This window comes from Demequina sp. NBRC 110055, assembly GCF_002090135.1.
GTDB lineage: Bacteria > Actinomycetota > Actinomycetes > Actinomycetales > Demequinaceae > Demequina.
In genome coordinates, this window is record NZ_BBRL01000013.1 from 1 (window position 1) to 25,775 (window position 25,775).

At 67.5% G+C, this 25,775-nt stretch carries 20 protein-coding genes; 10 read left to right on the plus strand and 10 right to left on the minus strand.

Going from position 1 to position 25,775, the window contains the following annotated elements; all coding sequences use genetic code 11:
* Window positions 1–415 precede the first annotated feature (415 nt).
* Window positions 416–2,536: an NAD-dependent DNA ligase LigA gene (gene ligA, locus B7K24_RS13055; protein ID WP_234986716.1), complete on the minus strand. Its 2,121-nt coding sequence runs from the start codon at window positions 2,534–2,536 to the stop codon at window positions 416–418.
* A 90-nt stretch (window positions 2,537–2,626) separates the two neighbouring features.
* On the opposite strand from ligA, the gene B7K24_RS13060 reads away from it, so the two are divergent.
* From B7K24_RS13060 to B7K24_RS13070, 3 genes are all read left to right on the plus strand, one after another.
* A complete protein-coding gene (locus B7K24_RS13060) occupies window positions 2,627–3,526 on the plus strand; it encodes a M15 family metallopeptidase (protein ID WP_159449253.1) in 900 nt (299 codons plus the stop codon).
* A gap of 214 nt (window positions 3,527–3,740) precedes the next feature.
* Complete coding sequence (locus B7K24_RS13065; protein WP_084130783.1) at window positions 3,741–4,544, plus strand: FAD binding domain-containing protein; 804 nt, start codon at window positions 3,741–3,743, stop codon at window positions 4,542–4,544.
* Window positions 4,541–7,261, plus strand: coding sequence for a molybdopterin cofactor-binding domain-containing protein (locus B7K24_RS13070; protein ID WP_084130784.1), 2,721 nt, complete (start codon window positions 4,541–4,543; stop codon window positions 7,259–7,261). The genes B7K24_RS13065 and B7K24_RS13070 overlap by 4 nt, the downstream gene beginning before the upstream one ends.
* Here the strand turns inward: B7K24_RS13070 and B7K24_RS13075 are convergent.
* Window positions 7,258–8,226 carry an XdhC family protein gene (locus tag B7K24_RS13075; RefSeq protein WP_084130785.1) on the minus strand — a complete coding sequence of 323 codons (969 nt, stop codon included), beginning with the start codon at window positions 8,224–8,226 and terminating at the stop codon, window positions 7,258–7,260. The genes B7K24_RS13070 and B7K24_RS13075 overlap by 4 nt on opposite strands.
* 94 nt (window positions 8,227–8,320) lie before the next feature.
* Here B7K24_RS13075 and allB point away from each other — a divergent pair, with 94 nt between their 5' ends.
* Window positions 8,321–9,658 carry an allantoinase AllB gene (gene allB / locus B7K24_RS13080; RefSeq protein ID WP_084130786.1) on the plus strand — a complete coding sequence of 446 codons (1,338 nt, stop codon included), beginning with the start codon at window positions 8,321–8,323 and terminating at the stop codon, window positions 9,656–9,658.
* A gap of 124 nt (window positions 9,659–9,782) precedes the next feature.
* The gene (gene pucL, locus B7K24_RS13085; protein WP_084130787.1) at window positions 9,783–10,691 is read left to right on the plus strand and encodes a factor-independent urate hydroxylase; all 909 of its coding nucleotides are present in this window, start codon (window positions 9,783–9,785) and stop codon (window positions 10,689–10,691) included.
* Between the two features lie 180 nt (window positions 10,692–10,871).
* On the opposite strand, the gene nrdF is transcribed toward pucL, so the two are convergent.
* Genes nrdF through nrdH form a run of 4 tightly spaced genes read right to left on the minus strand, consistent with a single transcriptional unit; the run spans window position 10,872 to window position 14,662 of the window.
* A complete protein-coding gene (nrdF, locus tag B7K24_RS13090) occupies window positions 10,872–11,846 on the minus strand; it encodes a class 1b ribonucleoside-diphosphate reductase subunit beta (protein WP_084130788.1) in 975 nt (324 codons plus the stop codon).
* 40 nt (window positions 11,847–11,886) lie between these two features.
* Complete coding sequence (gene nrdE, locus B7K24_RS13095; protein WP_084130800.1) at window positions 11,887–13,992, minus strand: class 1b ribonucleoside-diphosphate reductase subunit alpha; 2,106 nt, start codon at window positions 13,990–13,992, stop codon at window positions 11,887–11,889.
* Between the two features lie 20 nt (window positions 13,993–14,012).
* A complete protein-coding gene (gene nrdI / locus B7K24_RS13100; RefSeq protein ID WP_084130789.1) occupies window positions 14,013–14,414 on the minus strand; it encodes a class Ib ribonucleoside-diphosphate reductase assembly flavoprotein NrdI in 402 nt (133 codons plus the stop codon).
* Window positions 14,415–14,425: 11 nt separating this feature from the next.
* Window positions 14,426–14,662, minus strand: coding sequence for a glutaredoxin-like protein NrdH (gene nrdH / locus B7K24_RS13105; protein WP_084101754.1), 237 nt, complete (start codon window positions 14,660–14,662; stop codon window positions 14,426–14,428).
* Between the two features lie 335 nt (window positions 14,663–14,997).
* Here nrdH and B7K24_RS13110 point away from each other — a divergent pair, with 335 nt between their 5' ends.
* A complete protein-coding gene (locus tag B7K24_RS13110) occupies window positions 14,998–16,404 on the plus strand; it encodes an amidohydrolase family protein (RefSeq protein ID WP_234986717.1) in 1,407 nt (468 codons plus the stop codon).
* A 6-nt stretch (window positions 16,405–16,410) separates the two neighbouring features.
* On the opposite strand, the gene B7K24_RS13115 is transcribed toward B7K24_RS13110, so the two are convergent.
* Complete coding sequence (locus B7K24_RS13115) at window positions 16,411–17,037, minus strand: cation transporter (RefSeq protein ID WP_084130791.1); 627 nt, start codon at window positions 17,035–17,037, stop codon at window positions 16,411–16,413.
* 52 nt (window positions 17,038–17,089) lie between these two features.
* On the opposite strand from B7K24_RS13115, the gene B7K24_RS13120 reads away from it, so the two are divergent.
* Both B7K24_RS13120 and B7K24_RS13125 read left to right on the plus strand, forming a co-directional pair.
* On the plus strand, window positions 17,090–17,368 hold the full coding sequence (locus tag B7K24_RS13120) for a hypothetical protein (protein ID WP_084130792.1): 279 nt from the start codon (window positions 17,090–17,092) through the stop codon (window positions 17,366–17,368).
* A gap of 92 nt (window positions 17,369–17,460) precedes the next feature.
* Window positions 17,461–17,685, plus strand: coding sequence for a hypothetical protein (locus B7K24_RS13125; RefSeq protein WP_084130793.1), 225 nt, complete (start codon window positions 17,461–17,463; stop codon window positions 17,683–17,685).
* 1,346 nt (window positions 17,686–19,031) lie between these two features.
* Here the strand turns inward: B7K24_RS13125 and B7K24_RS13135 are convergent.
* The 3 genes from B7K24_RS13135 to B7K24_RS13145 all read right to left on the minus strand — a co-directional run bounded on the left by B7K24_RS13135 (window position 19,032) and on the right by B7K24_RS13145 (window position 21,726).
* Window positions 19,032–19,799, minus strand: a complete 768-nt coding sequence (locus tag B7K24_RS13135) for a CPBP family intramembrane glutamic endopeptidase (protein ID WP_159449254.1) — start codon at window positions 19,797–19,799, stop codon at window positions 19,032–19,034.
* Between the two features lie 107 nt (window positions 19,800–19,906).
* Window positions 19,907–20,572 carry a response regulator transcription factor gene (locus B7K24_RS13140; protein WP_084130796.1) on the minus strand — a complete coding sequence of 222 codons (666 nt, stop codon included), beginning with the start codon at window positions 20,570–20,572 and terminating at the stop codon, window positions 19,907–19,909.
* Window positions 20,572–21,726, minus strand: coding sequence for a sensor histidine kinase (locus B7K24_RS13145; RefSeq protein WP_084130797.1), 1,155 nt, complete (start codon window positions 21,724–21,726; stop codon window positions 20,572–20,574). The genes B7K24_RS13140 and B7K24_RS13145 overlap by 1 nt, the downstream gene beginning before the upstream one ends.
* Before the next feature lie 102 nt (window positions 21,727–21,828).
* Here B7K24_RS13145 and pgi point away from each other — a divergent pair, with 102 nt between their 5' ends.
* A complete protein-coding gene (pgi, locus tag B7K24_RS13150) occupies window positions 21,829–23,508 on the plus strand; it encodes a glucose-6-phosphate isomerase (protein WP_084130798.1) in 1,680 nt (559 codons plus the stop codon).
* A gap of 29 nt (window positions 23,509–23,537) precedes the next feature.
* Window positions 23,538–25,631 (plus strand): P-loop NTPase fold protein, encoded by a 2,094-nt coding sequence (locus B7K24_RS13155; RefSeq protein ID WP_159449255.1) that lies wholly within the window; start codon window positions 23,538–23,540, stop codon window positions 25,629–25,631.
* The last annotated feature ends 144 nt before the right edge of the window (window positions 25,632–25,775 follow it).

The window sequence follows — 25,775 nt, forward strand, 5'->3', positions numbered from 1 at the left end:
CCCGCGGACCTTCCGGCCGGCGTTTGGGGCAACTCGTAAAAACTTACCCGATGTTTCCGGCCGTGTCAACTCGCCGTTTTTCTTGGCGTGTTGGCTTGCCCGGAACGGGCTCTCCATCCTACATCCTCTTGGGCGCGCTAACGACCGTGATTCAGAGGTTGGAGTTGCTGTCTCGTGGTGCTCAGTGAGGCCCCTCAGGACCTTTCGAACGCTTCCCTCGTCGGCAGCGAGAAGAACATTACGGGGATGTGAACCCCATCGTCAAATCGGCCTCAGTCCGGGCGTGTCGCTTGGATAGTCCCTGCTAAATGCCGAGTTAGGTCCCCGCGGGCACGTCATCTGCCCGAAACATGGGCCAAAATTCTCTGAAGTTTTTTTGGATTCTCCCGCCCGTGCAGGGCCCCGGGGGCCGCGGTTACGAGGGGAGTGCGTCTACCCCACCGTCGAGCAGCCTCACGAAGGTCGCTTCGTCGAGGATCGGGACACCGAGTTGCTGTGCCTTCTCCGCCTTCGAACCCGCATTCGCGCCTGCGACCACGTACGAGGTGTTCTTCGACACCGACCCGGCGGCTTTCCCCCCCCGGGAGATGATCGCCTCCTTGACCGAATCGCGAGTGAAGCCGTCGAGCGACCCCGTGGCGACAATCGTCAGGCCCTCGAGTGTGCGCGTCACCGTCTCGTCCCGCTCGTCCTCCATGCGCACGCCCGCCGCGGCCCACCGCTCGACGATCTCCACATGCCAGTCGACGCCAAACCACTGCACGACGGACTGGGCAATGACCGGGCCCACGCCGTCGATCGCGGCGAGCCGTTCCTCACTGGCGCCCCGGATCGCTTTCATCGAGCCCAGCTCCGTCGCGATCGCGCGTGAGGCGGTGGGCCCCACGTGTCGAATCGACAGCGACACCACCACACGCCACAGCGGCTGGGCGCGAGCGTCACGCAGGTTGGCGATGAGTTTGCGACCGTTCTCCGCCACGTCGCCGGCCTTGCGTCCGCTGAGGCCGGCGTCGGCCTGCTTGCGGGTGAGCTTCTCGTCCACGTCGTAGACAAACATGGGCACGGCGCGGAGGTCATCCTCGGTGAGGTCGAACAGCCCAGCCTCGTTGACGAGGACCCCGGACTCGACCAACCCTGCCGCTGCCTTCTCCCCCAGTACCTCGATGTCGAATGCGCCACGCGAGCCGATGAAGGCGATGCGGTCGACGATTTGTGCGGGACAGCCCTGGGCATTGGGGCAGCGCAGATCCTTATCTCCCTCTTTCTGCTCGACCAAGGCGGTACCGCAGGAAGGACAGTTCTCGGGCATCACCCACTCGCGCTCGTCCCCGGTGCGAGCCGCCTCCACCGGCCCGACGATCTCGGGGATGACGTCCCCGGCCTTGCGCAACACGACGGTGTCGCCGATGCGGACGCCCTTGCGCTTGACCTCATGACGGTTGTGCAGCGTCGCATAGGTCACCGTCGAGCCGGCGACAGTGACGGGCGTCATCACTCCATAAGGGGTGACACGGCCCGTGCGGCCCACGTCCACACGAATGTCCTCGAGAGTGGTGTGCACCTCCTCGGGCGGGAACTTGTAGGCGATCGCCCACCGCGGCGCACGGCTGGTGGAGCCGAGCGCCCCTTGAACCGCGCGGTCATTGACCTTGAGCACGGCGCCGTCGATCTCATGCACCAGCGAATGACGCTTGCCTTCGAGCTCGGCAAGGTAATCGGCGATGGCATCGATCCCGCGCAGGGTGCGCGCGTGCGCCGTCACGGGGAATCCCCAATCGGCCAGCACCGCGTAGATGCCGTCTTGCGCCGCGAGTCTCGGATCGGCATCGGCCCCGCCCCATTCCAGCGCGCCCAGCGCGTAGCACGTGAGGTCCAGCGGACGCCCGGCGGTCACGGCCGCGTCCTTCTGCCGCAACGAACCGGCCGCCGTGTTGCGGGGGTTCGCGTACGTGGGCTTCCCATCCTCACGCAGGCGGTCGTTCAGTTCCTCGAACGCGGCGACGGGAAGGAACACTTCACCGCGAACCTCGACGACAGCGGGCACATGGTCGCCGCCGAGCCTTCGTGGGATGGAGGCGATGGTGAGCACATTGGCGGTGACGTCCTCGCCGGTGGTGCCGTCGCCGCGCGTGACGCCGCGCACCAGTTCCCCGTCCTCATAGGTGAGCGAGATCGAGAGCCCGTCGATCTTGGGCTCGCACACGATCTCCTGATCGCCGGCCTCCTTGCCCACGCGCGCGAGCCACGCCGCCACGTCCTCCACCGAGAAGGCGTTGTCGAGGCTCATCATCCGCTCGCGGTGCTGCACGGACGCGAAGCCGGTGTCGCCGCGCGCGGCGCCGACCACCTGCGTCGGCGAGTCGGGCTCAGCGAGCTCCGGATGGGCCGCCTCGAGGTCACGCAGTTCCCGCTCGAGCGCGTCATAGGCGGCGTCGGAAATGGTGGGGGCATCGTCGCCGTAGTAGCGGGCGCGGTGCTCCTCCACCTGCTGGACCAGATCCTGGTGACGGGCGCGGGGATCGTTCACATCACTCACGCCACCTATCCCACCATGAACCACCGACGTTCGGGCGACCCCAGCATCGGCCATCTTCACGACGGGCACACGGATCACTACCCTGGCCGCATGTCGGTACGTTCGATCTCTCTCATCCTCACGACGGCCGTGGCCGGCGGACTGGTCGCAGGGTGCTCCCTCCTCGACCGCGACGCGCCAGCGCCCCTGACGGTCACGTCCACCGTGACCACCACTGCGACCGCCACTCCCGCGCCGCTTCCCGCAGTGACCGTCACTGCACAGCCGATCGACGACGATCAATACGCGCGCCCCCTGTGGTTGGGCCAGGTGCCACTCGAAATGGGCGACAACAACCTGGGTGTGCCCAGCGACACGCCTGCCGAGCTCGAGGACCGCCAGCTGGCGCCGCGCGAGTGGCTTCCCGATCCCCCCAATGAGGAGTGGTTCCAGGAGATCTCGCGCGAGGTGCCGGACGACGTCGCAGTGCGCTCGTCCTGGGAGGCCGGGTGCCCCGTCCACATCGACGACCTCGCCTACGTGGTGATGCCATATTGGGGCTTCGATGGCGAGGTGCACACCGGCGAGATGATCGTCCATGAGGACAACGTCGACGACGTCGCCTCCGCGTTCGAGGACATCTTCGCGGCCCAGTACCCCATCGAGGAGATGCGGGTGATCTCGCGCGAGGAGCGCGATTCGCCCGCGACCGGCGACCACAACGTCACGAGCGCCTTCACCTGTCGCCAGATCGTGGGCGCGGTGACGCGTTGGTCTCAGCACGCCTACGGCAAGGCCGTCGACATCAATCCGTTCCACAACCCCTTCCGTCGTGACGAGGAGCTCTTCCCCGAGTTGTCGGAGGCCTACCTCGACCGTGAGGACATGCGCACCGGAATGATCGACGAGGCGTCCGCGGTGTACGCCGCGTTCACCGACATCGGATGGAGTTGGGGCGGGCATTGGACGGGCCGCGAGGACTGGATGCACTTCTCCGTCAACGGCCACTGAGGCACAAGAAGGGCGACGCTCCCCCCTCCGGAGCGCCGCCGATGCTCACCGTAGGCGCGCGGCGTTTCGCCCGCGGTGCCCTGGGTGTTACCGCTCCGTAAATTTCGCCGCGTTTGGTCAGGCGACGCGCGAACCCCGTGGCAGATTGTCGAGGGCGGGGCCGATGCCGTGGCCGCGCGGGCTACCCCGGTGACCTGGGGAGAGGGAGGCGGCGATGGACCTGGCCGGGGTACGCACCATGCGTACGGCGAGCGGGCGCGAGGATCTGGCGCTAGCGCCGGGTGAGACCTTCATGGCCGGCGCCACCTGGCTGTACTCCGAGCCTCAGCCGGGCCTCACCGGGCTGGTCGACCTCGCCGGTCTGGGATGGGACGAACTGGAGCTGACCATGCCGGGCGACCTGCGCGTCGGCGCCATGACCACCATCGGCGACCTGGCCGCCTGGGCCCACCGCTCGGACCTTCCCGCGGCGCCACTCATGCATCAGTGCGCGGAGTCCCTGCTGGCCTCCTTCAAGGTGCAGGCCGCGGCCACGGTCGGCGGCAATGTCGCGAAGTCCTACGCAGCGGGGGCGATGGTCGCGATGGCCGCCACCCTCGACGGCGTGGCCGACGTGTGGCGTGCCGACGGAAGCGTGGACGAGGTGCCTGTCGCCGACATCCCCGCCGACAACGGAGTGTCGCACCTGGGCCACGGCGACGCGATCCGTGCGATCACCCTGCCATCCGCCGCGCTCGCCGCCCGCACCGCACACCGGCGGATCGCGCTGGCCCAGCACGGCCGCTCCGGCGCGCTGCTCACGGGGCGACGCGACACGGACGGCTCGTGCGTCCTCGTCATCACCGCCGCCACTCGTGTCCCGGTGGTCCTGCGCTACACGCAGGTTCCAACGGCCGATGCCGTGGTCGCCGACGCACTCGCGGCGCCGGGGTATTACACCGACCCGCTCGGCACGGCGGACTGGCGCCGCGGCGTCTCCGCGACGCTGCTGGCCGAGGTGGCGGAGGAGCTCGCATGACGTATTCGGTCAACGGCACGCCGGTCGACGCCGCGCCCGCGCCGGGCCAAAGCCTGCGGACGTTCCTGCGCGACGCGGGCCACGTGGAGGTCAAGAAGGGTTGCGACTCGGGCGACTGCGGCGCGTGCTCGGTGCTGCTTGACGGCCAGGCGGTGCACGCGTGTCTGACCCCGGCGCAGCGGGCCGAGGGCCGCGACGTGACGACGGCCGCGGGGCTCGGGGGCGGCGACGGCCTCACGGAGGTGCAGGAGGCGCTCGCCGACCACGCCGGGTTCCAGTGCGGTTTCTGCACGCCGGGCATGGCCGTGACCGCGTCGACGCTCACCTCCGAGGACGTCGCGAATCCCGAGGCCCTCGCCCAGCGCATGCGCGGCAACCTCTGCCGCTGCACGGGTTACCGACCCATCCGCGAGGCGTTGACGCACGGCCTCTGCGGATCGGGCGAAGGCTGCGGGGGGTGTGCGCGGACTCTCGGGCGCCTCGACGCCGCACCAACGGGCGAGCACACCGGCGTGGGCGCCTCCGTGGTGCACTCCGCTAAGGACCGCATCGTCGCAGGGCGCGAACCGTTCACATTCGACGAGATGCCCGCAGACACGGCCCACCTGTCGGTGGTGGGTTCGCCGCACGCGCACGCACGGATCGTGGCGATCGACGCGTCGGCGGCCCTCGCGATGGATGGGGTCCTCGCGGTCCTGACTCATGAGGACGCTCCTGACGTCCTGTATTCCACGGGCCGCCACCAGCACCGCACCGACGACCCCGACGACACCCGGATGCTCGACACGGTGGTGCGCTACATCGGCCAACGCGTCGCGGTCGTGATCGCCGACACGAAGCGCCAGGCCGACCTGGCCGCGAGCGCGGTCATGGTCGAGTACGAGGTGCTCCCCCACGTCCTCGACCCCGAGGCCGCCCGCGCGCCCGGCGCGCCCCTCCTCCACCCCGACCGCACGCCCGCCGACAGGGTGGCCGATGCCGCGCGCAACGTCGTGGCGACCGTGCACGAAGAGACGGGGGACGTCGAGGAGGCGCTCGCGGCATCGGCCGTCGTCACCGACGGCGTCTGGTCCACGTCGCGCGTCTCCCACGCGCAACTCGAGACGCACGGCGCGATCGCCTGGGTCGCCGACGACGGCCGCCTCACCGTCCGCACCAGTTCCCAGGTGCCGTTCCTGGTACGCGACGAGTTGGCCCGGGTGCTCGGCTGGGACGCCGAGCGAGTGCGCGTGTTCACCGCTCGGGTGGGAGGCGGATTCGGCGGCAAGCAGGAGATGTTCTGCGAAGACATCGCCGCACTCGCGACGCTCGCCGTCGGCCGTCCCGTCGCGTACGAGATGACGCGCGAGGAGGAGTTCACCCGCACCTCGGTGCGTCACCCCATGCGGGTGCGCGTGCGTGCCGGAGCGAACATCGGCGGCACCCTCACCGCGTTGCACGTCGACGTGCTGAGCGACACCGGCGCCTACGGCAACCACGCCGTGGGCGTGATGTTCCACGGCTGCCACGAGTCCATCGCCGTCTATCGCGCACCCGTCAAGCGGCTCGACGCCGAAGCCGTGTACACGAACAACGTCCCCTCGGGCGCGTTCCGCGGCTACGGGCTGGGCCAGGTGATCTTCGCGATCGAGTCCGCGATGGACGAGCTCGCGCACGACCTGGGACTCGACCCGTTCGAGATGCGCCGCCTCAATGCCGTGCGCCCCGGGGACCCCTTCATCGTCGCGGGCGCGCCCGACGAGGACCTGAAGTTCGGCTCGTTCGGTCTCGACGAATGTCTCGACCTGGCACGCGAGGAGCTCGCCGGCCCGGACGACGTCCCCGCCCCCGAGGGCTGGGCCGTCGGGGAGGGCATGGCGGCTTCGATGATCGCGACCCTCCCGCCCCGCGGACACGTCGCGGTCGCCTCGATCTCCGTGGGTGCGGACGGCCGGTTCCACGCGCGCTCGGGCACGGCGGAGTTCGGCAACGGCACCACCACCGTGCACACCCAGATTGTCGCCGAGGTGTTCGGAGTGCCTCGCTCGCGCGTGCGCCTCACCCACGCCGACACGGATGCCGTGAAGCACGACACCGGCGCGTTCGGCTCCACCGGCATCGTGGTCGCGGGCAAGGCCCTGCACGCGGCGTGCGTGGAGCTTCGCGAGGCGCTGCTGGCGGGCGCGGATGCGTCCGACGGAACCCCCGACTGGGGCGCCCTCGTCGCCGGCGTGGACCCGGCGCATCGCCGCGGCGACGAGGCGTGGGCCGAGGCCTTCCTGGATCAGCGCGAACGTTCCGTCGCGTTCAACGTGCAAGCCTTCCGCGTCGCGGTGCGGCCCGACACCGGTGAGGTGCGCATCCTGCGCTCGGTCCAGACCGCGGACGCGGGCGTGGTGATGAACCCCCAGCAGTGCCGCGGCCAGATCGAGGGCGGTGTGGCGCAGGGCATCGGCTCGGCGCTGTACGAGGAGGTCATGATCGACGAGCGCGGCGCTGTCGCCAATCCCGCGTTCCGCCAGTACCGCGTGCCGCAGATGGCGGATGTGCCGCTGACCCACGTGCGCTTCGCGACCACCGCGGACGAGCTCGGCCCCTACGGCGCGAAGTCCATGTCGGAGTCGCCCTACAACCCCGTGGCCCCTGCTCTCGCGAACGCGATCCGGCGCGCAGTGGGCGTGCGTCCCATGTCGATCCCGATGTCGCGCGACCGCGTGTGGAGGATGCTGCAGGCCTAGCCGCGGGCGTGGATGGCGGCCGTGCGGTCGGCGAGGTGGCCTCCCTCGCGCCCGCGCGCGTCCGCAATGATCTGCGCGACGATCGAGACGGCCGTTTCGGCCGCCGTCACGCCGCCCAGGTCGACGCCGATGGGGCTGCGCAGGCGCGCGAGTGCGTCGGGGCCGACGCCGGCCTCCGCGAGGAGCCCGCGCCGGCGCGCGTCCGTGCGGCGCGAACCCATCGCGCCGACGAAGCTCGCGGGAGACGCCAAGGCGGCGACGAGCGCAGGGATGTCGAAGCGCTCCTCGTGGGTGAGCACACAGATGGCGTCGCGGGGGCCGATGCTCGTGGCGGTCAGGTAGTCGCCCGGCCAGGCGCGGATCACCTCGTGCGCGTCCGGGTGGCGCGCCGCGGTCGCGAACGCCGGGCGGGCGTCCACCACGGTGATCCGGTAGCCCAGGGGGCGCGCGGCGGTCGCCAGCGCGGCCGAGAAGTCGACGGCGCCCACGATGATGAGCCGCGACGAGTCGTCCCGAGCGATCCGCAAGGTGCCCACGGGGGCCGCCACCGCATCGGCCGTCGTTACCGCACCCGTGGCGAGGTCGATGTCCAGCCGGGCGGACCGCCCGCGAGAGGCGAGACGGAGCTGCTCGCGCACGGCGTGGGCGCCGGGCTCGAGGACAGAGGCGACGACGCTCAGGTGGCCGCCACACGACAGTCCGGCCGCGAGCGCATCGTCGTCGGACAGACCCAGCTCGGTCGAGGCGACGCCCAGGTCTCCGTCGAGCGCGGCGAGGGCCAGCTCGTATGCCTCGGACTCCACACACCCGCCAGAGATGGCGCCGATGACCTCGCCAGCCTCCGTCACGGCCATCGACGATCCGACGGTGCGCGGCGCCGAGCCGTGGACCACCGCCACGGTCACGACGCCCACGCGGCGGCCCGCGGCGAGCGAGGCCTCAAGCTGGTGCGCGATCTCCCACATGAGCCGACTGTACGGCCGCGGCGTTTCGCGCGTGTTGCCCGCGTGGCCATGGCCCGGACACGCGCGCGCAATATTGGTTGCCTAGTGTCGGGGCATGAAGGACTTTGATCTGGTGGTGCGCTCGCGCCGCGTGCTGGTGGGCGACGAATGGCAGCCGGCGTCGGTGGCCGTGAGGCACGGGGTGATCCGGGCGATCGGAGAGATCGGTGCCGAGTACGACGCCGCCGAGGACGTGACGCTGCCCAACTCCCAGGTGCTGCTTCCCGGCGTGGTCGACACCCACGTCCACGTGAACGAGCCCGGGCGCACCGAGTGGGAGGGCTTCACGTCGGCTACCCTCGCCGCGGGAGCCGGCGGCACCACCACGCTGCTCGACATGCCGCTGAACTCCATCCCGCCCACCACGACGCTCGAGGCGCTGGTCCTCAAGCGCACCGCGGCCGCACCCCAGGTGTCGATGGACGTGGGCTTCTGGGGCGGCGCCATCCCCTCGTCGCTGGGGCACCTGCGCGAGCTGCACGAGGCCGGTGTGTTCGGCTTCAAGTGCTTCCTGTCGCCCTCGGGCGTGGACGAGTTCCCGCACCTCTCACGCGCGCAGCTGGTCGAGGCCGCGGCCGAAATCGCCGCCTTCGACGGCCTGCTCATCGTGCATGCTGAGGACCCCGACACGCTGCTCGATCATGCGGGCGGCGCCGACTACTCGGACTTTGTGGGCTCGCGCCCCGAGGCGTCCGAGATGGCGGCCATCGACGCGGTCATCTCCGCCTCGCGCGAGACCGGATGCAGGGTGCACATCCTGCACCTGTCCGCTGCCCGGGCGCTCCCCGCGATCCGTGCGGCGAAGGCCGACGGCGTGCGCATCACCGTGGAGACCTGCCCGCACTATCTGACCTTCGACGCCGCCTCGATCCCCGACGGCGCGACGCAGTACAAGTGCTGCCCGCCCGTACGCGACGCGGCCAACCGCGAGGCGCTGTGGGAGGCGCTGCTGGACGGCACGATCGACCTGGTGGCGTCCGACCACTCCCCCGCCACGGCCGAGCTCAAGGTCGGAGCCGGCGGCGACTGGGCGCGCGCGTGGGGCGGAATCTCGGGTGTGCAGGTCATGCTGTCCGCGGTCGCCTCGGGCGCCACGGCCCGGGACATCCCGCTCGCCGATGCCGTGGCGTGGGTCACGTCCCGGCCCGCGGCCTTCGCTGGCCTCGCCGACAAGGGCGCCATCCGCCTCGGCGCGCGCGGCGACCTGGTCGCGTTCGACCCGACTGAGCGGTGGACGGTCGTCGCGTCCGATCTGTCGCACCGCAATCCCGTGTCAGCCTTCGACGGCCACGAGCTCACCGGACGCGTGCAGCGCACGTGGCTTGCCGGCGCGCAGATCTTCCCCGTGCGCGCCAATGCCGAGAACACCGGACGGCTGCTGGAGCGGCACTGACGCTGCCGAGCCGGCCACGGCATCGGCCGTCCGAAAGCCGTAAGAAACGCCTGCGAAATGCCGCATCGCTACCGTGATTCCATCCGACGCGCGCCGTGCGCGTCCCGCTGAGAAAGGGGCCGCCATGGCCATCACCCTCGGACCTCACCAGTACGGCAAGGCGGAGAACCGCGTCGTGCGCATCGTGCGCGACACGCCCCGACACGAGATCACCGACGTCAACGTCTCGACGTGCCTGCGCGGCGACTTCGACGACGCCCACCTCACCGGCGACCAGGGCACCGTGCTGCCGACCGATACGCAGAAGCAGACCGCCTACGCGTATGCGAAGACGGTGGGGCTCAACCCGGTCGAGGACTATGCGCTCGCGCTGGCGCGCCACTTCGTGGATGACGTGGAGCCCGTGCGCGGTGCGCGCATCGAGGTCGAGGAGTTCGCGTGGCAGCGGGTCCTCGTCGACGGCGCCGAGCACGACCACACGTGGGTGCGCTCGGGCCAGGAGGTGCGCACGGCCGCCATCACGGTCGATGGCGCAGGCGACTCGCGTGTCGAGCACGTCATCCAGGGACTGAAGGACCTCACGATCCTCAAGTCCACCGGGTCCGAGTTCCACGGGTTCCTCAAGGACGAGTTCACGGTGCTGCAGCCCACCGACGACCGCATCATGGCCACGTCACTGGTGGCGCAGTGGCGGTTCGCGCCCGGCACGTCGGCGGACTGGAATGCGGTGTACGCGACGGTCAAGGGCGTCCTGACCTCGGTGTTCGCGACCCACCACTCGCTCGCGCTGCAGCAGACGCTGTTCGAGATGGGCAAGGCGGCGCTGGAGGCGGTGCCCGAGCTGGTCGAGATCCGCATGTCCGCCCCCAACAAGCACCACTTCGAGTACGACCTGGGACGGTTCGGCATCGAGAGCCAGGGCGAGGTCTTCCACGCGGACGACCGCCCCTACGGCCTGATCCAGGCCTCCGTGGTGCGCGACGAAGAGCCGGCCGCTCCCCTGGCCTGGAAGCAGTACTCCGGGCTGGTGTAGCCACGCGCTTGCTCCGCAGACGACGCAGCCCCGGTCTCCACCGTGCGCCCCAGTGGGCACTCACCGTGCCCTCACGCACGTGCATGCGTCCTGATGGACAGTGAGTGAGGTCCACCCCCACGCAGCGAGGCCCCCGCACCGATGATGGTGCGGGGGCCTCGCTGCGTGTGACGCGGGAGTTTAGAAGTCCCAGTCGTCGTCCGTGGTCTCCTCGTGCTTGCCGATCACGTAGGACGATCCAGACCCGGAGAAGAAGTCGTGGTTCTCGTCCGCGTTGGGCGACAGGGCCGACAGGATCGCCGGGCTGACGTCCGTCACGGTCGACGGGAACAGCGCCTCGTAGCCCAGGTTCATCAGGGCCTTATTGGCGTTGTAATGCAGGAACTTCTTGACGTCCTCGGCCATGCCGAGACCGTCGTACAGGTCGTGCGTGTACTGGACCTCGTTCTCGTACAGGTCGTACAGCAGGTTGAAGGTGTACTCCTTCAGCTCCTCGCGACGCTCCGGGGTCTCCTTCTCGAGCCCCTTCTGGTACTTGTAGCCGATGTAGTAGCCGTGCACGGCCTCGTCACGAATGATGAGGCGAATCATGTCCGCCGTGTTCGTGAGCTTGGCGCGGCTCGACCAGTGCATGGGCAGGTAGAAGCCCGAGTAGAAGAGGAAGGACTCGAGCAGGGTCGAGGCCACCTTCCTCTTCAGCGGGTCGTCACCGTGGTAGTAGTCCAGGACGATCTGCGCCTTGCGCTGCAGGTTCTGGTTCTCGGTGGACCAGCGGAACGCCTCGTCGATCTCCTTGGTCGAGCACAGCGTCGAGAAGATCGACGAGTAGCTCTTCGCGTGCACCGACTCCATGAACGCGATGTTCGTGTAGACGGCCTCCTCGTGCGGGGTGAGCGCATCGGGGATCAGCGACACGGCGCCGACGGTGCCCTGGATCGTGTCGAGCAGCGTCAGACCCGTGAAGACGCGCATGGTGAGCGTCTGCTCCTGGGGCGTGAGCGTGTTCCACGACTGGATGTCGCCCGAGATCGGCACCTTCTCAGGTAGCCAGAAGTTCGAGGTCAGGCGGTTCCACACCTCGACGTCCTTCTCATCCTGGATGCGGTTCCAGTTGATGGCGTCGACGTGGCTGACGAGCGTCAGCTTCTCGGTCATGTCGGTTCCTTTACGTGACGAATGAGATCTGGGGCGGACGCTACAGCATGCAGCTGACGCAGCCGTCGACCTCGGTGCCCTCGAGCGCCAGCTGGCGAATGCGGATGTAGTAGATGGTCTTGATGCCCTTGCGCCACGCGTAGATCTGCGCCTTGTTGATGTCGCGCGTGGTGGCGGTGTCCGGGAAGAACAGGGTCAGCGACAGGCCCTGGTCGACGTGCTGCGTGGCCGCAGCGTAGGTGTCGATGACCTTCTCGGGGCCAATCTCATAGGCGTCCTTGAAGTACTCAAGGTTGTCGTTGTCCATGAAGGGCGCGGGGTAGTAGACGCGGCCCAGCTTGCCTTCCTTGCGGATCTCGATCTTCGACGCGATCGGGTGAATCGACGACGTCGAGTTGTTGATGTACGAGATCGATCCGGTCGGCGGCACAGCCTGCAGGTTCTGGTTGAAGATGCCGTACGCCTGGACCTCGGCCTTGAGCTCGCGCCAGTCCTCCTGCGTGGGGATGGTGATGCCCGCATCGGCAAACAGCTGCTCCACGCGCGACGTGGCCGGGACCCACTCCTGCTCGGTGTACTTGTCGAAGAACTCGCCGCTCGCGTACTTCGAGTCCTCGAAGCCCTCGAACGCCGTGCCCTGCTCCTTGGCGATGCGGTTGGAGGCCGCGATCGCGTGGAACAGCACCGTGTAGAAGTAGATGTTGGTGAAGTCGATGCCCTCTTCGGACCCGTAGTGGATCCGCTCACGGCCCAGGTAGCCGTGGAGGTTCATCTGGCCCAGGCCGATGGCGTGGGCGCGGTCGTTGCCGTACTTGATGGACGGCACCGAGTCGATCGACGACTGCGTGGATACGGCAGTGAGGCCGCGCACCGCGATCTCGACGGTCTTGCTCAGGTCGCCACCGTCCATCGCCAGGGCGATGTTCATCGAGCCGAGGTTGCAGGAGATGTCCTTGCCGGTCTCCTCGTAGGTGAGGTCCTCGTTGAACACCGACGGGGTGTTGACCTGGAGGATCTCCGAGCACAGGTTGGACATGTTGATGCGGCCCTTGACGGGGTTCGCGCGGTTCACCGTATCCTCGAACACGATGTACGGGTAGCCCGACTCGAACTGCAGCTCGGCGACCGTCTGGAAGAACGAACGCGCGGAGATCTTTGTCTTGCGGATCCGCGAGTCGTCGACCATCTCGTAGTACTTCTCGGTGATGGAGATGTCGCCGAACGGCACGCCATAGACGCGCTCGACGTCGTAGGGGCTGAAGAGGTACATCTCCTCGTTCTTGCGAGCGAGGTCGAAGGTGATGTCCGGCACCACGATGCCGAGGGACAGCGTCTTGATGCGGATCTTCTCGTCCGCGTTCTCACGCTTGGTGTCCATGAACTTCATGATGTCGGGGTGGTGCGCCGAGAGGTACACCGCACCCGCACCCTGACGCGCGCCCAGCTGGTTCGCGTAGGTGAAGGAGTCCTCCAGGAGCTTCATCACGGGGATGATGCCCGAGGACTGGTTCTCGATGTGCTTGATGGGTGCACCCGACTCGCGGATGTTCGACAGCGACAGCGCCACACCACCGCCACGCTTGGACAACTGCAGCGCGGAGTTGATGGAGCGGCCGATGGACTCCATGTTGTCCTCGATGCGCAGCAGGAAGCAGGAGACGAACTCGCCGCGCTGGGCCTTGCCCGCGTTGAGGAAGGTGGGGGTCGCGGGCTGGAAACGGCCCGCGATGATCTCGTCCACCAGCGAGGTGGCGAGGGCCTCGTCACCGGCGGCGAGCGCGAGCGACACCATGACCACGCGGTCCTCGTAGCGCTCAAGGTAGCGCTGACCGTCGAAGGTCTTCAGCGTGTACGAGGTGTAGTACTTGAACGCACCCAGGAACGTGGGGAAACGGAACTTCTTGCCGTAAGCGCGGTCGTGGAGCTGCTGGATGAAGGCGAAGTCGTACTGCGCGAGCACCTCGGGCTCGTAGTAGTTCTTCTCCACGAGGTAGTCCAGACGCTCCTTGAGCGAGTGGAAGAACACCGTGTTCTGATTCACGTGCTGGAGGAAGTACTCGCGAGCAGCCTCGCGGTCCTTGTCGAACTGGATGTTGCCCTCGGTGTCGTAGAGGTTCAGCATCGCGTTCAGCGAGTGGTAGTCCATGCCCGTGCGGGGCTTCTCGATCACTGTTGCTTCCACAGCTCTTCCAATCCGTCGCGTACCGCAGTGACGTCGTCCTGCGTTCCGAAGAGTTCAAATCTGTACAGGTGCGGCACGTGGCACTTCTGCGCCACGATGTCGCCGGCGATGCAGTAGGCCGCACCGAAGTTCGTGTTTCCCGCGGATATCACTCCCCTGATGTATGAGCGATTGTGCTCGTCGTTCAGGAACTTGATGACCTGCTTGGGTACCGCGCCCTTGCCGTTGCCCCCGCCGTAGGTGGGAAGGACGAGCACGTAAGGTTCGTCGACCTTGAGGGGAGCCTCGGTGGGCAGTAACGGGATTCGCTCGGCAGGCACCCCCAGCTTTTCGACGAACCGGTGAGTGTTCCCGGATGCCGAGCTGAAGTAGACGAGCGAAGCCACGGGAGGCTCGCTTAGGAGGCGGCCCGCTCGGCCAGCGCGGCGATGCGGTCGGGCTGGAAGCCGGACCAGTGCTCGTCGCCGGCGACCACGACGGGCGCCTGCAGGTAGCCGAGCTTCATGACCGTGTCGTATGCGTCCTGGTCCTCGGTGACGTCAAACATCGTGAACTCGAGCTCAGCGCGCTCGAGAGCCTTCTTGGTGGCCGTGCACTGCACGCAGCTGGGCTTCGAGTAGACCGCGATCGTCATGAGGACTTCCTTTCGAAGGGTGTGGGCCGTGCTGGCTGGCCATCACTATATATGGGGGTGGGCGCCGCAACCACCACAAGATGGTGTGTTTCGTCCACAATTTTTTGCACAGGCCCTGTGGGCATCCTGTGTACGGCGGTGGACAGTGTTGGCGACACGCCGGGACGGTGTGCGGACACGCCGAAGCGACACGCCGACACGCCGTTGTCCACCGATATTTCGCCGCCGAAATGTGGCAGAAACCGAGGACGGCTAGCGTGTCGAGGCAGAGCAGTCAGCGGGCGATACCGACCCGCCCCTCGGGTCATCCCCGAGTCCTTGAGGAAGGCCCCGACGTGTCCCCCACCGTCTACCGCGCGCACATCTTCCACATCGCCGGTCACCCCGACCAGGCGGACGTCACGCGCCACCTGGTCTCGCTCCCCGACGGCGCCCTGGTGGTGGATGAGGCCGGCACCGTCGCGTGGTGCGGCGACGTCGCGTCGCTTCCCGCACAGTGGGTCGATGCGCCGGTCACCCGGGCGGACTATCTCCTCCCGGGCTTTGTCGACAGCCACGTGCACTTCCCCCAGGCCTACGCCACCGCCGCGCACGGCGGCGGGCAACTGCTCGAGTGGCTCGACCACTGCATCTTCCCCACCGAGGCTCGCTACGCCGACCCCGAGTTCGCGGCACAGGGCGCGCGCTACTTCACGCGGCGTCGCATTGCGGCAGGCACCACGGCGGCCATGGTGTTCGGCTCGGCCTTCCCCGTCGCTCAGGACGCCTTGTACCGAGAGACGCTCGCGGCCGGCCTGCGCGTGGTGTCCGGACGCGGCGTGCAGACGGTGGGCCCCGACACCGCAGCGGCACTCATGACGAGCGAGGCCGCCGCGATCGACATGGTCGCCGACGAGATCGACCGCTGGCATGCCGTCGATACCGGCGATGCTCGCACCGCGAAGGTCCAGGTGGGCATCGTGCCCCGCTTCTCGCTCTCCGTGACACCCACCACGCTCGCCGCCATGGGCGAGTTGTACGACTCCGTGCGCGGGCGCGGCGTCTACTTCCACTCGCACTTGAACGAGAACAACCGCAAGGGCGACGGCGAGATCGCTGCGGTGCTCGGCTCGTACGGCGTCAACTCCTACCTCGACACCTACGACGGACACTTCCTGCCCGGATCCAAGCAGGGAGGGTCCACGCTCCTGGGTCGCCGGTCCACCCTGGCGCACGCGGTGCACTCGCAAGCGGGCGAGCTGGCCCGGATGGCGGAGACCGGAACGTCGATCGCTCATTGCCCCACCTCCCAACTCTTTCTCGGCTCAGGGACGATGCCGTGGCGGGCGACGATTGCCGCTGGAGTCAACGTATCTCTGGGGTCTGACATCGGCGCCGGAGACGAGTGGCTCATCTCGCGTGTGGCCGGAGACTGCTACAAGGTGCACATCTCGGAAGAGGGCGACGCTGGCACCGCCCTACACCCCGCGGAGCTCCTGTTCGCGGCGACCCTCGCTGGCGCACGGGCGCTCGACATGGAGCATGCCTTCGGCAATTTCGACGAGGGAAAGGACGCCGACTTCCTCCTCATCGACAAGAAGCTGTGGGAGCCGCTCGACGGCATGCTGAGCATGGGAATTCGCTCGGACGACGAGGACGAGGCGACACTGGAGGAGCTCTTCACCCTCCTTGTGGGGCTCCGTCAGCCCGCCATCAGAGGCGTGTTCGTCCAGGGCAAGCGTGCGGTCGCACCGCCGCTATAGCCCTCGCTACTGGGCGCCGCCGACCGCACCCAGCTCGCGAGCCGCGGCATCGAGGCGCTCCGCCTCGCTCAATTCCCACACCTCGAATGCGGCATGGACGGCGAGACCCGTGATGATGACGCCCAGGACGACGTCCGGCCAGCCCGACCCGGTCCATGCGGTGAGGAGCGCCATGGCGATGATCGCCGCGTTGACCAGGACGTCATTGCGCGCGGACAGGAACGCGGCGCGCCCGAGCGAACCCCCGTGGTGGTGCACGCGTACGAGCAACCAGGCGCTCACTCCATTGACGACGATCGCGCCCGAGGCCGCCAACACAACAGGAAGCACGTGGGGCACGGTGGGCTCCCACAGCCGGCGCACCACCTGGAACGCTGCGACGAGCGCAGGGATGAGGATGATTCCCGCCATCACCTTGGCCGCAAGCGCACGGCGCGCCAGCGTCATGCCCAGCGCCACCAGGAGCAGCGCATTTACGGCAGCGTCTTCGAGGAAGTCGACGCTGTCCGCGAGCAGGGCGACCGACCCCGCCGCGAGCGCCACCGAGAACTCGACAAAGAAATAGCCAAAGTTCAGCGCGGCGACAATGCCGACGGCACGCCGCAAGCGAGCCGAGGATGGGTCTGCACGCATCCCCTCAGCCTAGGGACCCGCCCGGATTCTCGACCGTGAGAGGATTCCCGCCATGGCAGTAGTGAGCGACCGGGTCCGCGAGCGCGCAGTCGACGACTTCGGCGTCGACTCGCCCGCCGTCATGAGCGCCCTCGAGAAGATCACGCTCCCGAGCGTCGTCGATCCCGAACGCGTCCACGCCGCGGTGCTGATGGTGTCGCGCGCCAATCGCGGCCTGTTCGCCGACGCCGTCGAGCACGCTCAGGACGACTGGCGAGACCTCCTTGACCGCGCGGGCCTGGCCGACAGCACGTGGCGCGAGGCCGTCACCGACCGGTTCGGTCCCGCATAGCCCATGCTGCGCTGCTCGCAGACGCCGTGACGGCGCTCGCCCCGCACACCTCGACGCCCGATGACGCGTATGACGTGGTCTGAAACCGCGGCGTGAGCAAGACGCTTCCCCGGATCGGGCACCGCGTCGGCGTCAGGGACCGTGACCCGTCCTACCTCGCAGAAGGTCCACTTGGCGACATCGCGACCTGGCATCACACGCTGAGACTCGACGCCTACGACTCCCCGTCGTTTGTCTGGCCACGAGACCGCGCGTGGTGCAATGCCTGGGACCTCGACCCGCACGACCCCGCCACCAAGGCGCCGTACTACTACTGAACCAGCCACGGCATCGGCCGTCACGAGACACCGCTCTATGTCACGGTAGAACGGGGCATGCAGCGGATGATGTCCGTTGATGACGCCGATCGCCGCAGGCGCTCTCCCGAGTCGGCCTCACGACCGCCTCGAGGCCCGCGAGGTGAAGCGCGTGGCGCCGATCGCGAGCGAGCCAAGTCCGATGCCCACCATCCCGATGCCAAGGAGTTCCCAGGTCCACGTGCCGACGCCCGTGTGGGCGAGACGTGTCGCGCCGGCAGGTGGCGAACTGGGGTGGCCATGGTGACGTGGGGCGGGAGGTGGGGTGAAGGCCGATGCAACGGCTCGGTCACGTTCAGCAACCGGGACTGTGGAACTCGGCGTCGCAGAGGCACCGTCAGGCAGCGCCGCGACCTCAACGAGGGGCCCCTGTGGGTCGGCCTTCGCCGCGGATGTCACTGACGGATCGACAATGTGGACCGGGACGACGGAAGTCGGGGCGTGAGGTTCGGGTACACCTCGTGTTTGGAGCGGCGGCAGGTCCTGCGGCTCGAGAGGCTGCGTGACCGACGCCCCCACCTCCGCGCGCGCCAGCGGTACAACACTCGGCACGCCTTGCGCGCGTACTGACGGCACCTCCACACGCTGCACGAACAACGGCTCATCGGGACCGCCCGTGCTCTCAAACGAGAGAGCTCCAGGCTCACGTTGGTCGACAAACACTGGAGCATCGAGCGGCCCCACGGGGTGCGTCACGACCGACCCGACCTCCGGGCGCGCCAGCGGCGCATCACTCGGCACAGCCTGCGGGCTGGGCGTCGGCACAGCCACCGTGGTGACCAAGGCCGGATCCGCTGGCACGCGGGTCTCCGACAGGAACGATGGGCTCACGAGGCTGGACATGGTCGGCACCGCCTGCGGTCGCTGTACAGGAACTGTTGCGACCTCGGTTTGAGCTGCGACGTCCGGCACGGCGGCCAGGTCGGGACCCGCGCTAGGGACGGGATCGGGGGTCTCGGCGATGGCTGGGGCCGTGGTCGCACCTCCAGGCGCGTGAGTCGTCTCGACGGTCGGCTCGGTCTCGCAATCTGCCGGGCGACTGCCCTCAGCGGCTTTGTCCTTGCCGAGGCCGTGGGCGCACACACCGTACCCGTGTCCGGGGTGGCCGCCGCTAGCGAAGGCCGCGTGAGGAGCGAGAACGAAGCCGAGTGCGATTCCGGTAGCGGCAATGCCGGTGGCGGCGCGGCGGATGGAGCGGCGGGCGAACATGAGGGTTCCTTTCGATGCGTAGGAGGCGAACGCCTCCGAAAGAGGCGGAGGCGAGGGCCGCCCCGCCGTTGCGGCGACCCTCACGTCGTGGCGAGCGCCTACAGGAAGGCGGGGATCGCCATCCCGACCGAGAACATGGCCCAGTCGTTGAGGATGTGAGTCCCGGTCGAGACCCACAGGTTGCGGGTGACGACGTAGGCGAGGGTGAGGAAGACGCGTGCCAGGGCGATGAACACCAGGCACTGGAGCACGTTCCATCCGTAGGTGGGCAGGTGCAGCAGGCCGAAGATCACGGCCGTCGCAGTCCATGCCACGGCGAGCGCGGTGGTCCGGTTCCAGTGGAGCCGACGGACCAGGACCGACAGCAGGGCCAGCATGGGAAGGATGGTGATGAGTTCCTCGCCGAGGAGCTGAGGGATGGTTCCCAGAAGGAACAGCACCCGTTCGCCCGCGCTGGCGTCGGCCAGCAGTCGCGCTGCAGGGTTCGGATTCGCGCCGATGACGCTACTGAGGGCCATCGCGGCGCCAAGGCTGACGCTTAGGGACAGAAGTGCGAACCCGAACATCTGCGCAATCTGGCGCAAGCGCACGGTGCGGAAGAGCCGAGTCCATCCGCGCGGTGCGGCCCAGGCGAGCGCGAGAAGCGGGATGAGGGGGAAGAGGATCGAATGCACCCATTGCGACACCGTGTCTCCGCCGGGAATGGGCAGGAGGGTGAGCTGCGCGAAGGACACTGCGCACGCGGCGACCACCACAAGCCAACGTCCACCGGAGATGGCTCCGGGTCCGTCGTAGAAGGGGAGGTCGGGCTTGGCAGCACGAGGGTCGGTAGTGGTAACGGGCTTGGCCACGGGGTTAGCGCTCATGTCATCTCCTTGTTTGGTGATGACTCCAGTCTTCTCAGCGGAGCGCCCTCGCACATCGTGCATCCGCAGACACTTGCGCGTACTGCGATCGCAGTAGGACGTCGCGCCTAGTCGCCAGTTCCTGCGAGTCCTGCCTGGTAAGCCGCTACTACCAGCTGGGCTCGGTCGCGCGCACCGATCTTCATCATCGCGCGATTGACGTGGGTCTTGGCGGTGAGCGGGCTCACGAACAACTCCGTGGCGATCTCATCATTGCTGAGGCCCCGCGCCACCAGCAGGACCACCTCGCGCTCGCGATCGGTGAGGTGTGCAAAAACATCGGAGGCCACGGATGGCTGCGCGCGGTCCTGCGCCACGTGAGCGATGACCGCCTTCGTCGCGGCCGGCGAGAGGAGCTCCTCGCCCGCAGCCACCGTCCGGACAGCGTCGATGAGGGCCGCAGGCCGCACGCCCTTGCCAAGGAAGCCGCTTGCCCCTGCGCGAAGCGCTCGGAGCACGTACTCGTCCTCTTCAAACGTCGTCAGCACGATCACTCGCACATCGGCGAGTGAGGGGTCGGCCGCGATCCGCTCGGTTGCCTCCAGCCCATCCATGCCAGGCATGCGGATGTCCATCAGCACCACGTCGGGCCGGACCGTTTTCACGAGATCGAGCGCGCTCGCGCCATCGGCGGCCTCGCCCGCCACCTCGATGTCATCGGCGGTTCCGAGGATTGCCACGAATCCGCCGCGGATCAGATCCTGGTCATCAACGACCGCCACGCGCAGCACCATCAGCCTCTCCTCTCTCGCAGCGGCAGCGACGCACGCACGACGAACTCGTTGCCCTCGCGCTCGGCGGTCACCGTCCCGCCGGCCACCGCCGCACGCTCCTGCATGCCAAGGAGCCCGAACCCCGAGGGGGCGAGGACGTCGTGTTGGCCGATGCGGTTGCGCACCTCGATCTGCAGGCTTCCACCCGCTCCGCGTAAGTCGAGAGCAGCATGGCCATCCCCGTACTTGCGCGCATTCGTCAGCGCCTCCTGCACGATGCGATAAGCGCCGTGATCGGCGGCCGCGGGGAGGTCAGAGGCGAGTTCGCCCACCGTCACGCTGACCTCAAGACCCGCAGCACGCGCGTCGTCGACCAGATCGTCAACATCGCCGATTCCTTGGGTGGGCCGCACGTCCTCCTCGTCCTGTCGCAACACACGCAACATCACCGGCAACTCCTCGAGGACGCGCGCACCGGAGTCCTGCACGAGAGCTAGGGCATCGGCCGCGCGCCGCGGATCGCTCTCGAGCAGCGCCTCGGCGACACCCGCCTGCACGTTCATGACAGCGACGTGGTGACCCACGGCGTCATGCAGCTCCCGAGCGATGCGCAGACGCTCCTCCGCCACGCGCGATCGCGCCAGTGCGTCCCGCGTCTCCTCCGCTTGCCGCGCGCGTTCACGCTCCTGTCCAACCGATCGGCGGTACAGGCTCACGGCGATGCCGACGGCGGTGATGAGCGCCATCCAGATCTCCGCCGAGACAACCACCGCATCTGTCGGACCCCGCGAACCGTCGGCGACCAGTACGGTGCCGACCGCGACGACCGCGAGCGCCCCGATAGAGATGGCAACGACGACCTTGGCCGCACGAGTCACGGCGGTGTACAACGCGATCACGGCAGGAATCAGGGCGGTCGAGACTCCGTCGAGCGCGGTGGTCGAGATCGCGAACACCCCGCCGGTGACCACGAGCACGACGATCGGCCACTCCCGCCGCCAGGTGAGCGCCGCGCATGCGAGCAGCGACGCACAGAGATCGACCCACGCCCCCGCATCGGCGATCCCGCCCGCGAAGGACACCACGATGATGACCGCGGCAACCGCTACTGCCCCCACCGCGTCGCGTCCGCGCGCGCTGACCGGCAGCGGTACTCGGCGCGTGGGTGCGGTCATAGCCGCCAACCTAGCGCGAGGTCCGCGCCGAGCCCAGACACAGCATCGGCCGACCCCAAGGTCCCAGAGACGCGCGCGCCGGACGCGACTAGCCTGGGAGCCGTGAACGCACCCATCGATGCCACGACCACGTCCGCCTGGGCCGAGCTCACGTCCGCCAAGGACGGCTTCGCCCCCGATCTGCGCGCCTGGTTTGCCGCCGACGCCGGCCGCGTGGAGCGCTTCTCGTTCCCGCTGGCCGACCTCCACGTCGATCTGTCGAAGAACCTCGTCACCGACGAGATTCTCGCGTCGCTGATCAAGCTCGCCGAGGAGACGGGCGTCGCCGAGCGCTACGCCGCGATGCTCGCAGGCGAGCACATCAACACCACCGAGGACCGCGCAGTCCTGCACACCGCGCTGCGCCGCCCCGCCGGCGCCGAGCCCGCCCTCGTGGTCGACGGCCAGAACGTCGACGAGGACGTCCAAGAGGTCCTGGGTCGCCTGTCGGAGTTTGCCGACCGCGTCCGCTCGGGCGAGTGGACCGGCATCACGGGCAAGCGCGTCGAGACGGTCGTGAACATCGGCATCGGCGGCTCGGACCTGGGTCCCGTCATGGTGTACGAGGCGCTCGAGCCCTACGCGAACGCCGGCATCACCGCCCGCTTCGTGTCCAACATCGACCCCACCGACATGGGTCAGAAGGTCAAGGGCCTCGACCCCGAGACCACCCTGTTCATCGTCGCGTCCAAGACCTTCACCACGCTCGAGACCCTTACCAACGCGCGCATGGCGCGCGACTGGCTGTGGACCACGCTCGCCGAGGCCGGCGTGGACCTGTCCGACGAGGACAAGAAGGCCGATGCCGTCGCTCACCACTTCGTCGCCGTCTCGACCGCGCTGGACAAGGTCGCCGACTTCGGCATCGACCCCACCAACGCGTTCGGCTTCTGGGACTGGGTGGGCGGACGCTACTCGGTGGACTCCGCGATCGGCCTGTCGCTCGCGATCGCCCTAGGCCCCGACGTGTTCGGCGAGCTGCTCGAGGGCTTCCATGCCGTGGACCGCCACGTCGCCGAGACTCCGCTGGCCCAGAACGTGCCCGTCCTCATGGGCCTGCTCAACGTCTGGTACGTCAACTTCCTGGGCGCGCAGTCGCACGCCGTCCTGCCGTACGCGCAGCAGCTGCACCGCTTCCCCGCGTACCTGCAGCAGCTCACCATGGAGTCCAACGGCAAGTCGGTGCGTTGGAACGGCAGCCCCGTCACCACCGAGACCGGCGAGATCTTCTGGGGCGAGCCCGGCACCAACGGCCAGCACGCGTTCTACCAGCTCATTCACCAGGGCACCAAGCTGATCCCGGCCGACTTCATCTCCGTCGTGAATCCCGCCTACCCGCTCACGGACGGTGAGCAGGACGTGCATAGCCTGTTCCTCGCGAACTTCCTCGCGCAGACCAAGGCACTCGCGTTCGGCAAGACCGCCGAGGAGGTCGAGGCGGAGGGCACCACCGGCCCGCTCGTCGCGGCGCGCACCTTCGCGGGCAACAAGCCGACCACGTCGATCTTCGCGCCTTCGCTCACTCCGGCCGTGCTGGGTCAGCTGATCGCGCTGTACGAGCACATCACGTTCGTGCAGGGCGTGGTCTGGGGCATCAACTCGTTCGACCAGTGGGGCGTGGAGTTGGGCAAGAAGCTCGCGCTCGAGATCGCTCCGGCGATCGAGGGCGACGACGCGGCGCTCGAGGCGCAGGACGCTTCGACGCAGGCGCTCATCGCGTACTACCGGGCGAACCGGAAGTAGCACACAGTTCGGAGGCTTGGGGCTCTGTGGTGAGTTCGGGGTGGAGCGACGACGCGCTCGTAGATCTGGAAGACGATCGACTTGAGCGAGTTGCATTCGCGCGCCAGGTTGCCAGGACCATTGACAACGCCCATTCTCAGGAGTCCAGCACGGTATTTGGACTAGAAGGAAGCTGGGGAAGCGGCAAAACCACTCTCGCGAATTACGTGTCACACGAACTTCGTGGGTCTAGGTCGCACTGGCACGTCGCGATGTTCACGCCATGGTCCGCCTCCGACTCGACGGGGTTGTTTCAAGAGTTCTTCGCGGCCCTATCGGCAGCACTACCGAGAAAGACTCGCGCGGCGCGAAAGGCTAAGTCGGCGATATCGCAAGCGTTGCAGCTCGCAGCGCCGACAGCGGCAGCGATTCCTGTGATCGGTACAAGCATCGAGCAGTCATCAAGGCTGCTCGGGAGCCAACTCGAATCGAGGGAGGATTGGAGCACCGCGTTTGAGCGTGCCTCAAAAGCGCTCAGAGAGGTCGGGGAACCCGTCCTCATTATCGTTGACGACGTGGATCGGTTGCAGCCGACCGAACTACTGACACTACTTCGAATAATCCGACTCCTCGGACGCTTCCCGTCTATCGATTACCTGATCGCGTACGACCATCGATCCACGGCTTCGTTGATCCAGTCGAGTGGACCGACGAGCCCTACCGACGATGCGTTCTCACTCCGGTTTCTGGAAAAGATCGTGCAGTACCCATTTCACGTTCCGCCACTGAGACAGGAACAGATTCTCTCAAAGCTCAACACTGATCTGCGCGATGTAGTTGAAGTAGATCCGAGCACCAGCGCCGCACACGCGTGGGAAGACGCAGAGGCGCTGTTCGTCAGGTCGCTTAGCACACCGAGGTCGCTCGCCCGCTATGTCGAGCAGCAACGTTTCGCCGCATCGCTCCTCCCCCATGACGAAATCAATCGACGCGATCTTGAACTGCTCACGCTGCTCCGTTCGCGTCATCCGAGCGTATATGAGCGCCTGCCTCGTGTTCGCGAGCAATTGTTAAGCGGCAACACGGGTCCGCTACAAATGACCGATGGAAAGATCGGGCGGGCGACGTACTCGATGGACGAACTAGTCGCCGGGGTCCCAAAGGACGAACAGGCTGACGTCCGCGAATCCTTGACCCTTCTTTTCCCAAAGCTCAAACTAGATAGCACGATTTCGGGTCAACACTCGGGTGGCACTAAGCGCGTCGCGGATGCTGACTATTTCGATCGGTATTTTGCGTTTGGCCTCCCCGGAGACGATGTGCGCGACAGTCACGTCGCGGCCGCTGTTTCCGAAGCACGCCACGGATCGAGCAAGGCCCTCGCGTCGGTTGTTGGCGGGCTCGATGAACGCACCGTGAACCGGGTCGTCAACAAGATTCGCGCTTTGGTTGCGCCCGGCCCAGTTCAAAGTCCCGGTTCATCCCTGCTTGAGGCCCTCGCCGAGGCGGCAGAAGCCTGCCGCAAAGACCATGGCAACGACTCGTCACCGACGCGCCGACTCGCACATCTGTGCGCTGAAGTGCTAAGCCAAGCGCCCTCAGACACTGCGCCACATCACCTGTCCGAAGCGTTGAGGACCCTCGACCCCAGCGGTTTCTCCTCTTCGGTCGCATTCTGGTCTCGGAATGAAATGGGACCATCTAGTGATCATGCGCCTGCCTGGTGGGCTGAATTCGCGTCTCAACTGTCGGTACGCGCGACAACCACCGTTCTCGAGCACTTACGTGCACGCGACGCAGCGCCACTCGACATGCAGTTTCGCGTGGCCCTTTCGTTCGCGACGGAATACGGTGATCAAGACGAATTAGCCCGGCAAATACAGTCTGAGGTTGCGAGCGGCAAATTCACTGTAGAGGACGTCGCCGCGAGGTTTGTCCCCATGACGAGCCTGCTGGCGCCTGGGGCCCGTTGGGAGTTGAGCGTGCGCGATATCGAAACCCAGCAGTTCACGGCACTGGTCGGGATTGCCGACAAGGAGTGGTTCGAAGAAGCCGCCATTGAAGACTTCGACCATACTGACACCAGCTGGGCAAACCGTCGGCTTGCAGCACGCGGAAGGTTTGTTCCCAGGCGGACCCAATAAAACTGTTGCCACATCTCGCCCGAACCACGCGCGGCAAGTAACGCATGTTCGCGTCCTATTGGGGTTCACGCCACCCCCTAATTCCCGGTATCCGTGCCCAGGAGTCTGTTCCGGTGCGTCGCCCGCGGTCCGGTTCACACTGTC

What these genes read in the sequence shown, in the direction of transcription:
- B7K24_RS13060 (WP_159449253.1), top strand. Translation starts at nt 2,627, where the DNA reads ATGTCGGTACGTTCGATCTCTCTCATCCTCACGACGGCCGTGGCCGGC.
- B7K24_RS13065 (WP_084130783.1), top strand. Translation starts at nt 3,741, where the DNA reads ATGGACCTGGCCGGGGTACGCACCATGCGTACGGCGAGCGGGCGCGAG.
- B7K24_RS13070 (WP_084130784.1), top strand. Translation starts at nt 4,541, where the DNA reads ATGACGTATTCGGTCAACGGCACGCCGGTCGACGCCGCGCCCGCGCCG.
- B7K24_RS13075 (WP_084130785.1), bottom strand. Translation starts at nt 8,226, where the DNA reads ATGTGGGAGATCGCGCACCAGCTTGAGGCCTCGCTCGCCGCGGGCCGC.
- allB (WP_084130786.1), top strand. Translation starts at nt 8,321, where the DNA reads ATGAAGGACTTTGATCTGGTGGTGCGCTCGCGCCGCGTGCTGGTGGGC.
- pucL (WP_084130787.1), top strand. Translation starts at nt 9,783, where the DNA reads ATGGCCATCACCCTCGGACCTCACCAGTACGGCAAGGCGGAGAACCGC.
- nrdF (WP_084130788.1), bottom strand. Translation starts at nt 11,846, where the DNA reads ATGACCGAGAAGCTGACGCTCGTCAGCCACGTCGACGCCATCAACTGG.
- nrdE (WP_084130800.1), bottom strand. Translation starts at nt 13,992, where the DNA reads ATGGACTACCACTCGCTGAACGCGATGCTGAACCTCTACGACACCGAG.
- nrdH (WP_084101754.1), bottom strand. Translation starts at nt 14,662, where the DNA reads ATGACGATCGCGGTCTACTCGAAGCCCAGCTGCGTGCAGTGCACGGCC.
- B7K24_RS13115 (WP_084130791.1), bottom strand. Translation starts at nt 17,037, where the DNA reads ATGCGTGCAGACCCATCCTCGGCTCGCTTGCGGCGTGCCGTCGGCATT.
- B7K24_RS13120 (WP_084130792.1), top strand. Translation starts at nt 17,090, where the DNA reads ATGGCAGTAGTGAGCGACCGGGTCCGCGAGCGCGCAGTCGACGACTTC.
- B7K24_RS13135 (WP_159449254.1), bottom strand. Translation starts at nt 19,799, where the DNA reads ATGAGCGCTAACCCCGTGGCCAAGCCCGTTACCACTACCGACCCTCGT.
- B7K24_RS13140 (WP_084130796.1), bottom strand. Translation starts at nt 20,572, where the DNA reads ATGGTGCTGCGCGTGGCGGTCGTTGATGACCAGGATCTGATCCGCGGC.
- B7K24_RS13145 (WP_084130797.1), bottom strand. Translation starts at nt 21,726, where the DNA reads ATGACCGCACCCACGCGCCGAGTACCGCTGCCGGTCAGCGCGCGCGGA.